This is a genomic window from Megasphaera massiliensis, assembly GCF_000455225.1.
GTDB lineage: Bacteria > Bacillota > Negativicutes > Veillonellales > Megasphaeraceae > Megasphaera > Megasphaera massiliensis.
On record NZ_HF954536.1, the window covers coordinates 77,701 to 90,955 of the forward strand.

Here is a 13,255-nt window from a genome sequence, read left to right on the forward strand (position 1 = left end):
TCGACGTTAACGCCGCCCGTCGGCATGAGCGGTGCCTGCGGTAAGGGACCGTGGATGGCTTTAATAGCCTTCATGCCTACAACCTCACCCGGGAAGATTTTAATGATGTCAGCGCCGCATTCAAGGGCTGTTACGACGTCTTTAAGGGTCGTCGTCCCCGGCATAACAGCTACGCGGTAGCGGTTGCACAGTTTGATTGTTTCGACGTCGAGGGCCGGCGACACGATGAATTCAGCTCCTTCAAGGATAGCAATACGGGCCGTAACGGCGTCAAGGACCGTGCCGGCACCGATGATGACGTCGGGATTATCGGCATATTTCTTAGCCAGTTCCCGAATGGCTTCATGAGCCCGCGGCGTCGTGAATGCCAATTCAATGGCCGTGACGCCGCCTTTAATGCAGGCTTCCGACATGGCAACGGCTTCTTCCGGGTTGTTGCCGCGAATGACGGCAACGACACCGATTTCTTTAATTTTATTGACGACTTCTATCTTATCCATCTGGATGAACTCCTTTCACACACACGAATCGATTACGAATGGCTGGCCTGGAAGACTTTCAGTTTTTCTCTCGTCGGCAGGCCTTCATTATCTCCGGCAACCTGAATGGCCATGGCCCCGATAGCGGCGCCCCTGCGGGCAGCATCTTCCAAATTCAAGCCGTCCAGAAGGCCACTGGTAAAACCGACAGCAAAGCCGTCTCCGGCACCGACCGTATCGACAATGTGTTTCACATGATAGCTGGAGACGTACAATTCTTCCTTCGCCGTCCGAACATAGGTACCGTTGCTGCCGCCGAGCTTAATGACGACAGTCTGGACGCCCCGTTCCAGGTAATACCGGGCGATGTCCTGTTCGCTTTCCCGACCGGTCAGAATCCGGCCTTCACCGAGGCCCGGCATGACGATATCGGCGTACTGGGCAGCATCGTTGATGACCCGAGCCATGGCTTCCTCTGATTTCCAGAGCATAGGGCGCAGGTTAGGGTCGAAGGAAATGCGCACGCCCTTACTGTGGGCCCGCATCATGAGAGTATAAACCGTTTCTCGACACGATTGCGACAAGGCCAGGGGGATTCCCGTCACATGAAGGTGATCGACGCCGGACCAGTCGATACCGGCTAAGTCAGCCGGTTGAAAATGAGAGAATGCCGTATGCTTGCGGATATTGGCCACGAACGGATCTCCTTCGGCAACTTTTTCTTTCATCTGGAAGCCGGTCATATGGCCATCATCGGTCCATACATACTGTTCGTGAATATTATTTTCTTTCAGAAAATTGACGATGCAGCGGCCAAAGGGATCGATCCCGACCTTGGAGATATACGATACATTATTTCCCAAACGAGCCATACCGACGGCATAGTTCAATTCAGCCCCGCAGACGTGGCGGGAAAAATGTTCCACCGATTCCAACGGACCCGTTTCTTCGGCGATGAGAAGCCCCATCGCTTCACCAATAGTAAGCACATTCTTCATATTGATTCCTCCATGAGATAAAAGGGGACTGTCACAGCAGACAGTCCCTGATTACTTGTTTTTATAGGTATTTCTTTATTTTGTCAATCATCTCTTCATAGGCTGCATCTGTCAAGTAAACGCGGTCAGGGTTCATGACAAAGGTGCTGTTCCATTCAAATTCATCTTTATACTTCGGAACCAGGTGGACATGCAAGTGATGTCCCGTATCGGCATAAGCCCCGTAATTCACTTTGTCCGGATGAAAAGCGGCGTGAATCGCTTTCGAAGCCCGCGCAACGTCAGCAAAGAAAGCATTTCTTTCTTCATCCGTAAGTTCCGTCATTTCGCTTACATGATTTTTATAAGCGACGATGCAGCGACCGGGATGGCTCTGCTCCTTGAATAAAACCAACATACTGACCGATAAATCGCAAACGTAGATTCCAAACTTAGCCAGCGGTTCACCTTTAACGCAATATCCGCAATTTTCATCTATCATTTATATCACTCCAAATCAGATAAACAGAGATAAGACTAATACGACAGCCAAACCACTAACAGAGTTGACCAATTCCAACAGTCCCCATGTCTTAAAGGTTTGTCCCATTGTCAAATTGAAGGTTTCCTTCATCATCCAAAAAGCGGCATCATTCGGCATGGTAATCGTATTGCTGCCAACAGCCGTGGCCAGCATGAGCAGCGTCGGATTAACATTAAAAACAGGAATCAAAGGAGCAACAATACCGGCAGCGGTAATAGCAGAAACGGCTCCCTGGCCCGTAGCCCAGCGAATAATAACAGTGATTATGAAAGCTAACAGCAAGGGGGATACAGAGGTACCGGCAACAGAAGCCGCAATATGCTGCCCAACCCCGGCATCTACAATAACCTGCTTAAAAACGCCACCAGCACCAATAATCATTACAACCGTAGAAATTCCCTTGATAGCAGAAGTAATGGTCTCAGACGTTTCAGTAATAGTACGGCCTGCACGAATACCAAAAACATACATAGCAACCAAAACAGCAACCAATAAGCTGACATTCGGACTGCCTAAAAATTCAAAGACTCTGAAAACAAGACTGTCTTTGATAATAAAATTAGAAATAATAGTATGTCCAATCATAAAAACAGCCGGCAATAATGGGATCAGTAAGCATACACCAAAGGATGGAAGTTTAAAATCACGAAGTGCTGTTTCGTCAATATTACCAAGTTTTGGAGCGGCTAATGTATCTAAGCCTTTCAAAAAGCGAGGTAAAATAAGTCCGGCACAAATGACAGAAGGAATAACGACAACAAGCCCTAAGAGATAAACCATCCCACTGTCGGCACCAAAAGCATCGACCAAGGCTACCGGACCGGGCTGGGGCGGAAATACGCTATGTGCTTGGGCAACGCCTGCCAGGACAGGGATAATTAAATACATATAAGGAATTTTAGCTTCCCTGGCAATACTGACAACCAAGGGAACAACAACCATAAACCCTACTTCAAAGAACATCGAAATCCCAAAGATAATACCAACAAACATAACGCCCCACCGCAATGTCCTTGCCCCGCAGTGAGCAACAATCGTATCTGCAATTTTTTTAGAGGCACCACAATCAGTCATTAACTGTCCTAAGGCTGCACCGAGGACAATAATAAGACCGACGCCGCCCAGAGTACTCCCCGCACCCTTAGTTATTGTTTTAACTAATGATACAGAGTCCATCCCTTCCATAAAGGCAACGAAAATCGCAATAAGCAGCAAAGCAATCATGCTGTGAACCTTCATTTTCACAGTCATAAATAACAGTAAAACAATCGCTACTATTACCCATAAAACGGGCATAATATTTTCCATAACTACTCCCTCCAAACATTATTTTGTTACATATTTTCTTAGTGTATCTCGTACAGCATGGGGCCCGGCAATGAGTTCTTCGAAGTAAGTTTCAATTTTTTCACCAAGGCCGACTTCATAAAGGTCACTGCCAAAAATATCTGTATTCGAAAGAATGGGCTTTAACGTCCCCTTGGCAGAAGAAATATCTCCCAACACCACACTTTGTAAAAAGGCCTGCAGCTCCTTGAGCAATGGATCGGGGCTAAGTTTAAATGTATTTCCCCGGTCATCGACGCCTAACAGATAGCGGCACCACCCGGCGATGGCTAAGGGGATATATTCCAGGGTCTTGGCCTTATCGCCATAAGCTTTGATTGTTTCGCCAAAGCGAATGCCCACTTTTTGTGACGTGTCCGTTGCGATGCGCTGCGGTGTATCCGGAACGTTAGGATTGGGAAGCCGTTTGTCCAATAATTCAGTAATAAACGCTTTCGGATCGATAACCCCCGGGTTAACTACGACCTTAAGGCCTTCATCATAGCCGATTCTTTCAATCAATCCTTTCAATTCCGCGTCTTTCATTTCATCGGCAATCAATGTATATCCGAGAAGGCAACCGTAAACAGCTAATGTCGTATGCAGAGGATTTAAACAAGTTCCGACCTTCATTCGTTCAACTTTATTAACCGTTTCTCGATCCGTGAAAATAACGCCAACTTTTTCTAATGCCGGTCGGCCATTGGGAAAATCATCTTCTATCACTAAATATTGAGCTTCTTCTGCATTGACAAAGGCTGTGTATTTGCTATTTCCGGCCGAAATAATCTGAGTGTCCTCAAATTCACATTCTTGCAGATATTTTTGTACCTTGTCAGAATATGAGGGAACAATTTTATCAATCATGCTGTACGGGTAGGAGATTTTTTCGTCTATATAGGTAAGAAAATCTTCTTCCACTAATGCATGTTTCACCCATTCATCGGCAAAGGTATGAATTACCTTTTTAATAACGTCCCCGTTATGGGAGCAATTGTCCAAGCTCAAGAAGGCCATGGGATACTCTCCATGCTTATATCTGGCATACGTCAGGGCCGCTAAATTCCCCATCCCGCTTTCCGTGGATTCAGGTCCGTTGGCGAGATCATGGGCTACATCCGGAAAATAATTGCCATTATAATCTATCAGTTTATATCCCTTTTCGGTAATCGTGAAGCTGACAATTTGAAGGGATGGTGCCGTAAAAATAGCCTGCATCCGTTCCCAATCGGCCTGTCGTGACCGTGTACAAGCCAACGATTCCACAATATTCCCGATAATCTTCTTATCAAATCGGCCATCTTGATGCATGGTTACGGCCACACTTACATTATCATAAGGGCGATACACCGAATCAATAACGGCCATATTATGAGTTGTAGTTACAATAATGCCGGTGCTTTCTTCTCCCGTTTCGATTAATTGCTGCTGTAACGGTGCGATAAAGGCTCTGAAAATATTTCCTCCGCCTACATGAAGCCACGTCGGATGATTACTGGTTTCCTCCGCTATCTGACGATCATTAAAGGAATATAATTGAAAGCCTTTTTTCTCCCATTTTTCCTTGTCTCTTATAAAACTCTGGCGCTCTAAATGGAGCATGAATAAAACCTCCTTTACAACTGTCCGCATGTACGGTTAATCGCATCCCACAAGCCACAGAGATAGTTAGCCCCAAGTGCACGGTCATATAAACCATAGCCCGGACGACCTTCTTCGCCCCAAATCATACGACCGTGGTCAGGACGGACGGGGCCTTCAAAACCGATGTCGTAAGCAGCTTTCATAATTTCATACATATCTAAGTTCCCAATCTGGGATTTATGGGCTACTTCATTGAAGACCCACGGTTCATGGACCTGGATGTTGCGGACATGAAGGAAGTTTATGCGGCCCATTTTACCGAATTTACGAATGATGTGAGGAATATCGTTTTGACGGTTCGAGCCGAGAGAGCCCGTGCAAATCGTAAAGCCGTTACTTTCGCTGTCGACCATCTTGGCAATCTTCATGAGGTCACTTTCGTTTTTGACGATGCGGGGCAGTCCAAAAACAGAAATAGGGGGATCGTCGGGATGAATCGCCATTTTGATGCCCACTTCTTCCGCAACGGGAACAATGGCTTTCAGGAAATATTCGAGATTTTTGCGCAGGTCGTCTTCATCCATGCCCTGGTACTGTTCAATCAGGTGGGACAGTTCTTTCAACCGTTCCGGTTCCCATCCGGGAAGGACAAAACCATTCGTATTATCAAGGATTTCCCGAGTCATGTCTTCCGGCGTCTTACCGGCAATGAGATGGTAGTCATAAGCGAGAACCGTCGAGCCGTCATACAAGGGTTTAGCAAGTTCCGTCCGAGTCCAGTCAAAGACAGGCATGAAATTGTAGCATACCATTTCGATACCGGCTTTGGCAGCGTTGCGAAGGGACGTAATATAGTTTTCGATATACTGGTCGCGGCTCGGCAGGCCTAATTTAATGTCTTCATGGACATTGATGCTTTCCAAATCTTTAAATACTAAGTTGTTGGCTTCCGCCTGTTGCTTGATATGCATCAACGGTTCAACCGGCCACACTTCACCGACAGGAATATCAAATAAGGCACCGACGATGCCATCCATGCCCGGAATTTGGTCGATCTGCTGCAGTGTAATTTTGTCATCTTTCTCTCCGTACCAACGGAATGTCATTCTCATAGATTAATTCCTCCTAATAGTAACTAAAAAATAAACTTTTTATTTTTATTGTGTTTTCATTTATTTTTGCCACGGTTACATACTACCATACTAGTGTTCGCAGTGCAATAAAAACTTCCCCATCTTGAAGAAATAGAATGATTGATTTCGTAAGATGATTTTTACACATAAAAAACAGGGTTGCCGTGTGAGAGCAGCCCTGCTTGGAACGTACGTTAGAGTATATTTTAATTATAAGACGACATTCTTCTGATTTCCGGCAAGATAGGCGTCGATATTATCAAAGACGATAACGGCGCGTTTGGCCATCGATTCAGCCGTCGCAAAGGCTACGTGAGGCGTGACGATGGTGTTCTTTGAATGGAGGAGGGGATGATCGGTGTCGAGGGGCGGTTCTTTTTCAAAGACGTCGATGCCGGCACCGGCGATTTTACCACTGTTGAGGGCGTCGGCTAAGTCCTTTGAGACGACAACCGGACCGCGAGCTTCATTGATAAGGAAGGCTGTCGGCTTCATATAAGACAGGGTTTCTGCGTTAATCATGCCCTTAGACTGTTCCGTTACCGGGCAATGAAGGCTGACGATGTCAGACTGGGCCATCAGTTCTTTCAACGGCAAATACTTGATTAATTCCGTATCTTCTTTATGGGAGAAACCATTATAAGCGATGACCTTAGCACCGAAGGCATGGACCAATTCGGCTACGCGATGGCCGATATGACCGGTCCCGATAAGGCCGACGGTTTTCCCTTCCAATTCGTTGCCGACAAGCCCTGCTTTGGTGCCTCCGGCCCGGCAGGCTGCGTCGACTTGAGGAACGCGGCGCAGTAAATCAAGCATCATGGCAATGGTCAGTTCTGCAACGGCAACGGTCGAATAGCCCGACGCGTTGCTGACTTTTATGCCTCTTGCTTTAGCCGCATCGAGGGCCACGTGATCGACACCGGTAAAAGCGACATCGATATATTTTAAATTCGGGCAGGCGTTGATGACCTCTGCCTTAAGTGGCATATTGGCAATAATGAGGATATCGGCATCTTTTGCTTCTTCGATTTGGACTGCGACGTCATCATTTCTTTCATAGGCTGCAAATTCATAGCCTTTTTCCGTAAGCGGTTTTACATAAGAGTCAAGTAACTCCTGACTGATACCTAACGATTCTAATAAGACGATTTTCATGTTAAAAAGCTCCTTTCAGGATAGTAATCACTGTCTTAATTATACGCAGATAGTAGGGATTTGTAATCCTCTATGGAAAATAAGCATATAAAATGTAATGCTATACAAAAAACAGATAGCATACATCAAAAATAAGGAAAAAAATACTGCCGGCAATCGTGAAGGACTGCCAACAGTAAATTATAGCTGTTTTAATTTTAAATTCGTTTCCCACAACAATTCTTCCATCGACGAAGCGCCTACGGCTTCAGCCGCTTTTAAGACGATGTGAGCACAGGCTCTGGCATCATCAAGGGCTTGATGGTGCTGGAAAGAATAGCCCAGATAACCGGCAACCGTATCGAGTTTATGGTTGGGCAGATCCGGCCACACGCGGCGCGATATTTCTACCGTGCAGGCATACGAAGCCTGTGGTTTTTCTAAATGGTAATACTTCAGGAGACTGCGCAGGACGCGCGTATCAAAAACGGCGTAATGAGCCACCAAAATCCGCCCTTCTAAATGGGTTCGGATATTCCCCCACAAGGCATCGAATTTCGGTTTATGGGCGACTTGTTCCGGCTGAATCCCGTGAATTTCAATGTTTCCCGGGTCGAATACCATAAAGGGCGGCCGAATCAGCGTATAGCCCTGGCGGACACACTGATCGTCATTCATGGTGACCGCCGCCAATGAGCAGGCACTGTTGGCGTATTTATTGGCCGTTTCAAAATCAAATGCCGTAAAATCAAGCATACGATACCATCCTTTTGACAAAAATCTAAAATCTACTTACAATAAAATCTGCATTCTGATTACGTTATCTGTACGAGGTATTTCTATGACCAGTGAACAATATACCTTTGCGGCTCAGGACCGGACATTTTCCGTAACGGTCGTCCGCAAAAAAGTAAAGAACATCAATCTCCATATCCGAGGCGACGGATCCCTGTTCATTTCCGCATCGCCCCGTGTGCCCTGGGAGTATATCGAAGCCTTCTTACAAAAAAAGAGCGACCTTATCTGCCGAGCCGTCCAAAAGATGCAGGAACAACAGAAAAATTCTCCCTTCCTGACACTGAGTGACGGCGAAACCCTCTTGATTACAGGCAAGCCTTACCGTCTCGACGTCCGTCTAGGCCTTCGCAATTCCATCCGGCGAAACCAGGACACGGTGTTTATGGAACTCAAGGAAGATACGCCGCAGACGAGGCAGAAACTGTATCATCAGCTTTTGCAGCGCATCGGAGCACCCCTTTTTTCAGACAGTCTCCAACGAATGCTGCCCTTATTTAAAGAATATAACCTCAAAGAACCGGTCCTCAAACAACGAATCATGCGCTCTCGCTGGGGCTCGTGCATGCCCCTAAAAGGCATCGTGACCATGAACACCTACTTGGTCATTATGCCGGAAGCCATCATTGACCACGTCATGCTCCATGAGCTCTGCCACTTCATCCACCCCAACCATTCCCGCCATTTTTATGACGTCATGACCGTCCGCATGCCGGACTGGAAGGAGCGCCGCAAGGCCATGAACCGCTATCTGCCCTACTGCATCTGATAATCAGGTGGAATCGTCGCTGCAAGTTCCGGCTCTCCGTCTTTGAAAGTCAGGATGAACACATCTTTAATCGCATCGTGATTGGCGTCAAGGGAAATCGTCCCGGTCGCCCCTTGGTAGTCAATCGTCTTGACCAATTCTTTAGCGACCTCTGTCGGATCCCCGGACTGACAGCGCGAAATGGCGGCAGCCGTCATCATAAAGGCATCGTAGCCAAGAGCTGCATAGCCATCGGGCCAAACGCCGTATTTTTCATAATAGGCTTGAGAGAACTGACGAGCAGCCTCACTCGACTCGTTTCCGGCATAGTGATCGGTATAATAAAGATTCGTCAGATATTGAGGCTCAATATCCCTTTCCATTTTAAGGCTGTTCCAGCCGTCAGGCCCCAATAACGGCACGGAGATTCCTTGACTTCTCAATACTTTAATAGCCGGAATCGTCCAATCGTCGTATCCCGGCAGATAAATGACATCGACGCCGTCGGCTTTTAATTCAGATACAGCCTGAACGAGTTCTCCCGGATCCGATACAGCTCGAAAGATAGGGACCTCGCCTCCGCCGGCAAGAAAAGCACTGCGAAAGTATTCTGCCAGTCCTTGCGCATACATCTTATCAGGATAGTAAAAGACAGCCGCCCTGCCGGCATGAAGGTTATGGCGGGCATAATCTACCATAGCCCGACCTTGAGAGGCGTCGATAAAGGCTGCTCGGAACATGTATTGATAGACTTCATTGGCCCGAATATCGACAGTAATATCGGGCTGTGTCCCGGCCGGACTGATAAGGGGAATCTTAACGGCTTCCACATTGGGAATGACGGCTCTCGTACAGTCGGTTATATCAGGACCGATGATAGCCGACACGTGTCGTACGTTCAGCTGCTGAATCGCAGCCACGGCATCTTCGGGCTTGCCGTGATTATCTACCGATACCAGCTGTACCGGTTTGCCCAGCAGGCCGCCGCGTTCATTGACAATATCCTTCGCCAATTCGATGCCTCGTTCGGTTGACGCCGAATAGGACATCCCTTTTCCGCTCAGAGCCAGATTGGTTCCGATGAGAACGCCTGTATACTGGCGAACAAAGGTACATCCGCCCAGCAAAAAGGCAGACAAAAAGACAAATAGGACAAGGAACTGAACATTTTTTTTCATGAAAGTCCTCCTTCCTCATTTGAAAAAAAGTCTGCCAAAGTTTTTTTATCAAGGCAAAAACAGCAAGGGGTTCGTCGGCGATCCATTGACCCGGACCTCATAGTGGACGTGAGGTCCCGTACTTCGGCCGGTGCTGCCGGCCAGTGAAATAATAGATCCGGCTTGGACTTCCTGTCCGACTGTAACGAGGAGCATGGAATTATGACCATAGCGGGTAACAAAACCGTTGCCATGATCGATTTCAACCAAGTTACCGTAGCCATCGACCCAGCCGGCCATGGTAACCTTGCCGGCTGCCGTTGCCCGAACGGGGACACCGTAGTCAACGCCGATATCGATCCCTTCATGGAAGCCGGAACCACCGCCAATAGGATTCCCTCGATACCCGAATTCAGACGTAACGGTCCCTGTAACCGGCCAAATAGACGGCACGGTAGAGGCGCTGTTGGGACTGCCTGAATTGCCGCCGACCTGGTACATACGGCTGTTTTGCTGCATCTGCAGTACTTGTTGACCGGCCGTATCGCTAAGGACGGTCTTTAAGGTGATAAAGCTGATAATACGGGCATTGCTGCGCGTTTCCAAACGAGAGGTGGCCAATAACAGGTCATTGTAGCTGGCATTCGAAAGGTCCGGAGATTTCTTCTGTCCCCCTGCTACGCCACCGTCACCTTTTGGGCTGTCACCAGCCCCCGATCCCTTGACCATTTGCCGCAGTTCCTGGTCGAGTGCATCCATTTTATCCATTTTTTCTTGGAGCGATGTCGTCTTATCCCGCATCAGCTCCAGCTGCTGTTCATGCAGCATTTCTTGGTCTTTAGCCTGTTGGAGCGAAACGAATTCATAGATACCAATGCCGACAGCAATTACAATGAAAATTGCTGTCGCGACTCCGATGCGAATGAATTTTTTATACTGCTCCGGCGTTACCACCAATGGTTCGGTCCGGTCAACCTGCAAAGAGGCAGGCCACCAAGCCGGCATCTTCGTCGGCTTTACTCGCTGCCACCAATTTTGCAGGGCCTTCATCCATGGATAGTCCTTAAGTTGGAACTTCACCTTTTTCCCCTCTTTATTCTTCCGTATCCTTCTGAACAGCCTGCATGTCACCGCTGTAATTCAAAGCGTTGTCCAAGCTTTCTTTTTCTTCTTCACTCATGCCATAAAGACACTTTCCGTCGACAATTGGTTTTGCAAAAATACGGGATTCATTGCGGCCATACACACTGGAAAGACAGAATCCGTCATTTTTCCCATCGAGAACCGTAAAGGCAAAGCTTAAATTATTACCGATATTGTCAAAGGCATTGTATTTTACGAAACCGATTTTACGGAAACAGTGGTTCTGTACAGCCATGATATCTTTTTGTGTCTGATGAATCAAATCCAGGGTCCCCTGCAGATTGTGCAGCTTTTCAACATCATCCCGCAGTTTCGCTTCGACGCTGGTTCCCGTTTCATCCTGCATAAAAAAGGTATACTTCGTTTCTAATTTTTTGATTTTCCAGTGTAAAAAGGCAATATAGACGAGCAAAATCAATAAAAGCAAACCGCCTATACCGGCAAGCGCCATCGCAGCAACCTGCATGTCAACATTAAACATTTTGTTCCTCCCGTAGATATACCAATAGATTATATATGAAACGAAGAAAAGGTCGACCGCTCACGGCCGTCGTTTTCTTCGGTGAGTATCGACATCAGTCGTTCAAACTCCGCTTCTGATGAAAATGAAATTTCAATTTTTCCTCGTCCCGGTCCGGGCCGCATCTGAATAGAAACATCCGTTCCCAAAGCCATCTTCAGCTTATCCTGTAAGAGCGCCAGATGGGCATCGGGCTCCGGTTTCGGACCGTTCTCAGCCAGTAGTCGCCGTACAAAAGCTTCGGCCTTTCGGGCGGACAACTCGTATTTCAAGATGTAAAGGGCCGCTTCGCACTGCTGTTTCTCCGTCGGAAGCTGCAATAAGGGACGAGTCTGTCCCATAGACAGTTTGCCTTCGACAATCAAACTTTTAATCGCTTCCGGCAGCTGCAGCAGCCGCACCATATTGGCGATATGAGAGCGACTTTTTCCAACTTTCTGCGCCGTCTGCTCTTGGGTCAGACCAAACTCAGTCATCAAGCGATCATAAGCCAGGCCTTCTTCAATCGCATCCAAGTCTTCGCGCTGCAAATTTTCAATAAGCGCGATTTCAGCGGCTTCTGCAAGGGTATACCGACGAATAATCGCCGGAATCAGTTTCAGCCCGCATCGCCTGGCCGCCCGCAGCCTTCGCTCTCCGGCAATGAGTTCGTACTGACCGGGTCCTGACTTTTGGACGACAATGGGCTGAACCAAACCATGCTGGCGGATAGACTCGGCTAAGGCCTCTAAAGCCGCTTCATCAAAGGAGCGACGCGGCTGCCGGGGGTTGGGTACAATACATTCGACAGCAATTTCAGTGATTCCTTCCTTTTTCGCAGAATGACCGTCGCCTGCCACCATGGCCACCTCATTTCTCTCGTAATTATTTTTAGGTCTATATTATAGTATATAGTCTATCACTCATTTAATCAAATATTTATTCTCTCATCTTTTCTCCAATTTTATGAAAGTTATATGATATAATAAGGAAAAAATACCTCATTCAGAAAGGATGTAACATATGCCACTATTTACAGATCCCTTAAAGGAAATAGACGCTGCCAGCGTCAAAGAATATGCCCAGCAGCGCGGCGCTCAAGAGCTGTCCGATGATATTGTAAACGAAGCCTGCCAACGCGTCATGGAACTGGCAAAACCACAGGCCTCGTGCCAGCAGTGCTTCTACGATAATACGTCGCACATGGTACTCTGCGACAGTCCTTTTACCGTCAACAGTCAAGCGGCCCGCCAGCTCATCGAAGACTCGGCCATCGTATTGATGTATGCCGTCACCCTCGGCGAAGCCGTGGAACAGGAAATCGACAAGCTGTTCATGGATAAAGAAATCACCCGAGGCTTAGCCCTCGATTCGGCCGCAGCCGTTGCCACGGCAGGCTACACCAAGCAGCTCGTCGAAACCCTCGATGAAGCCAGTGCCGATAAAGGTTATAAAGCCGTATGGGCCATGAGCCCCGGAACAGGCGACTGGCCGGCCGGACAGACGGCCAACATCGCCCAGGCCGTCCACGCCGAACAGATAGGCGTATCCCTTCTTCCCAGCGGCATGCTCATGCCCCGCAAAACGGTGGCCGGTATGATTGGCCTTAACTTTGCCGAAGCCGGCGGATGCAGTTCCTGCGGCGGTTCCTGCGGCGGCTGCGCCATGGCCGGTCACTGCGGAGAATAAATTATAACACCGTCCGTCTCCATAACTTGAATATCTATGTTAAA

Annotated in this window: 14 protein-coding genes; 2 read left to right on the plus strand and 12 right to left on the minus strand. The window is 47.8% G+C overall.

The annotated features are described in order from the left end of the window. The 8 genes from TX77_RS03145 to TX77_RS03180 form a co-directional block, all read right to left on the minus strand. The coding region (locus TX77_RS03145) for a bifunctional 2-keto-4-hydroxyglutarate aldolase/2-keto-3-deoxy-6-phosphogluconate aldolase (RefSeq protein ID WP_044503378.1) at positions 1-500 on the minus strand (500 nt) is incomplete at its 3' end. A 32-nt stretch (positions 501-532) separates the two neighbouring features. Next, positions 533-1,477, minus strand: a complete 945-nt coding sequence (locus tag TX77_RS03150) for a sugar kinase (protein WP_044503379.1) — start codon at positions 1,475-1,477, stop codon at positions 533-535. Between the two features lie 61 nt (positions 1,478-1,538). Next, the gene (locus TX77_RS03155; protein ID WP_081651686.1) at positions 1,539-1,958 is read right to left on the minus strand and encodes an HIT family protein; all 420 of its coding nucleotides are present in this window, start codon (positions 1,956-1,958) and stop codon (positions 1,539-1,541) included. A gap of 15 nt (positions 1,959-1,973) precedes the next feature. Further along, on the minus strand, positions 1,974-3,308 hold the full coding sequence (locus TX77_RS03160) for a gluconate:H+ symporter (protein WP_044503380.1): 1,335 nt from the start codon (positions 3,306-3,308) through the stop codon (positions 1,974-1,976). Positions 3,309-3,326: 18 nt separating this feature from the next. After that, entirely contained in the window at positions 3,327-4,928 is a 1,602-nt protein-coding gene (locus tag TX77_RS03165) for a mannitol dehydrogenase family protein (RefSeq protein WP_044503381.1), read from the minus strand. Between the two features lie 14 nt (positions 4,929-4,942). Next, on the minus strand, positions 4,943-6,022 hold the full coding sequence (uxuA, locus tag TX77_RS03170; RefSeq protein ID WP_044503382.1) for a mannonate dehydratase: 1,080 nt from the start codon (positions 6,020-6,022) through the stop codon (positions 4,943-4,945). Positions 6,023-6,253: 231 nt separating this feature from the next. Then, positions 6,254-7,201: a 2-hydroxyacid dehydrogenase gene (locus tag TX77_RS03175; protein ID WP_044503383.1), complete on the minus strand. Its 948-nt coding sequence runs from the start codon at positions 7,199-7,201 to the stop codon at positions 6,254-6,256. A 180-nt stretch (positions 7,202-7,381) separates the two neighbouring features. After that, positions 7,382-7,936, minus strand: coding sequence for a 3'-5' exonuclease (locus TX77_RS03180; protein WP_044503384.1), 555 nt, complete (start codon positions 7,934-7,936; stop codon positions 7,382-7,384). A gap of 85 nt (positions 7,937-8,021) precedes the next feature. Here TX77_RS03180 and TX77_RS03185 point away from each other — a divergent pair, with 85 nt between their 5' ends. Continuing rightward, entirely contained in the window at positions 8,022-8,744 is a 723-nt protein-coding gene (locus tag TX77_RS03185; protein WP_044503385.1) for a M48 family metallopeptidase, read from the plus strand. On the opposite strand, the gene TX77_RS03190 is transcribed toward TX77_RS03185, so the two are convergent. The 4 genes from TX77_RS03190 to TX77_RS03205 are packed head-to-tail and all read right to left on the minus strand — an operon-like array spanning position 8,732 to position 12,385. Then, the gene (locus TX77_RS03190) at positions 8,732-9,901 is read right to left on the minus strand and encodes an ABC transporter substrate-binding protein (protein WP_071822300.1); all 1,170 of its coding nucleotides are present in this window, start codon (positions 9,899-9,901) and stop codon (positions 8,732-8,734) included. The two genes, TX77_RS03185 and TX77_RS03190, sit on opposite strands and share 13 nt — an antisense overlap. A gap of 48 nt (positions 9,902-9,949) precedes the next feature. After that, complete coding sequence (locus tag TX77_RS03195; RefSeq protein WP_044503386.1) at positions 9,950-10,960, minus strand: M23 family metallopeptidase; 1,011 nt, start codon at positions 10,958-10,960, stop codon at positions 9,950-9,952. A 13-nt stretch (positions 10,961-10,973) separates the two neighbouring features. Continuing rightward, positions 10,974-11,504, minus strand: coding sequence for a DUF4446 family protein (locus TX77_RS03200; RefSeq protein ID WP_044503387.1), 531 nt, complete (start codon positions 11,502-11,504; stop codon positions 10,974-10,976). 29 nt (positions 11,505-11,533) lie between these two features. Then, positions 11,534-12,385, minus strand: a complete 852-nt coding sequence (locus tag TX77_RS03205) for a ParB/RepB/Spo0J family partition protein (RefSeq protein ID WP_044503388.1) — start codon at positions 12,383-12,385, stop codon at positions 11,534-11,536. A 160-nt stretch (positions 12,386-12,545) separates the two neighbouring features. Between TX77_RS03205 and TX77_RS03210 the strand changes: the two genes are divergently transcribed. Beyond that, a complete protein-coding gene (locus TX77_RS03210) occupies positions 12,546-13,211 on the plus strand; it encodes a hypothetical protein (RefSeq protein WP_044503389.1) in 666 nt (221 codons plus the stop codon). Positions 13,212-13,255: the final 44 nt, after the last annotated feature.

Excerpts from the sequence above, each read along its gene's own strand:
- TX77_RS03155 (WP_081651686.1), bottom strand. The coding sequence starts at position 1,958 with ATGATAGATGAAAATTGCGGATATTGCGTTAAAGGTGAACCGCTGGCT.
- uxuA (WP_044503382.1), bottom strand. The coding sequence starts at position 6,022 with ATGAGAATGACATTCCGTTGGTACGGAGAGAAAGATGACAAAATTACA.
- TX77_RS03150 (WP_044503379.1), bottom strand. The coding sequence starts at position 1,477 with ATGAAGAATGTGCTTACTATTGGTGAAGCGATGGGGCTTCTCATCGCC.
- TX77_RS03160 (WP_044503380.1), bottom strand. The coding sequence starts at position 3,308 with ATGGAAAATATTATGCCCGTTTTATGGGTAATAGTAGCGATTGTTTTA.
- TX77_RS03210 (WP_044503389.1), top strand. The coding sequence starts at position 12,546 with ATGCCACTATTTACAGATCCCTTAAAGGAAATAGACGCTGCCAGCGTC.
- TX77_RS03190 (WP_071822300.1), bottom strand. The coding sequence starts at position 9,901 with ATGAAAAAAAATGTTCAGTTCCTTGTCCTATTTGTCTTTTTGTCTGCC.
- TX77_RS03205 (WP_044503388.1), bottom strand. The coding sequence starts at position 12,385 with ATGGTGGCAGGCGACGGTCATTCTGCGAAAAAGGAAGGAATCACTGAA.
- TX77_RS03165 (WP_044503381.1), bottom strand. The coding sequence starts at position 4,928 with ATGCTCCATTTAGAGCGCCAGAGTTTTATAAGAGACAAGGAAAAATGG.
- TX77_RS03175 (WP_044503383.1), bottom strand. The coding sequence starts at position 7,201 with ATGAAAATCGTCTTATTAGAATCGTTAGGTATCAGTCAGGAGTTACTT.
- TX77_RS03200 (WP_044503387.1), bottom strand. The coding sequence starts at position 11,504 with ATGTTTAATGTTGACATGCAGGTTGCTGCGATGGCGCTTGCCGGTATA.
- TX77_RS03180 (WP_044503384.1), bottom strand. The coding sequence starts at position 7,936 with ATGCTTGATTTTACGGCATTTGATTTTGAAACGGCCAATAAATACGCC.
- TX77_RS03185 (WP_044503385.1), top strand. The coding sequence starts at position 8,022 with ATGACCAGTGAACAATATACCTTTGCGGCTCAGGACCGGACATTTTCC.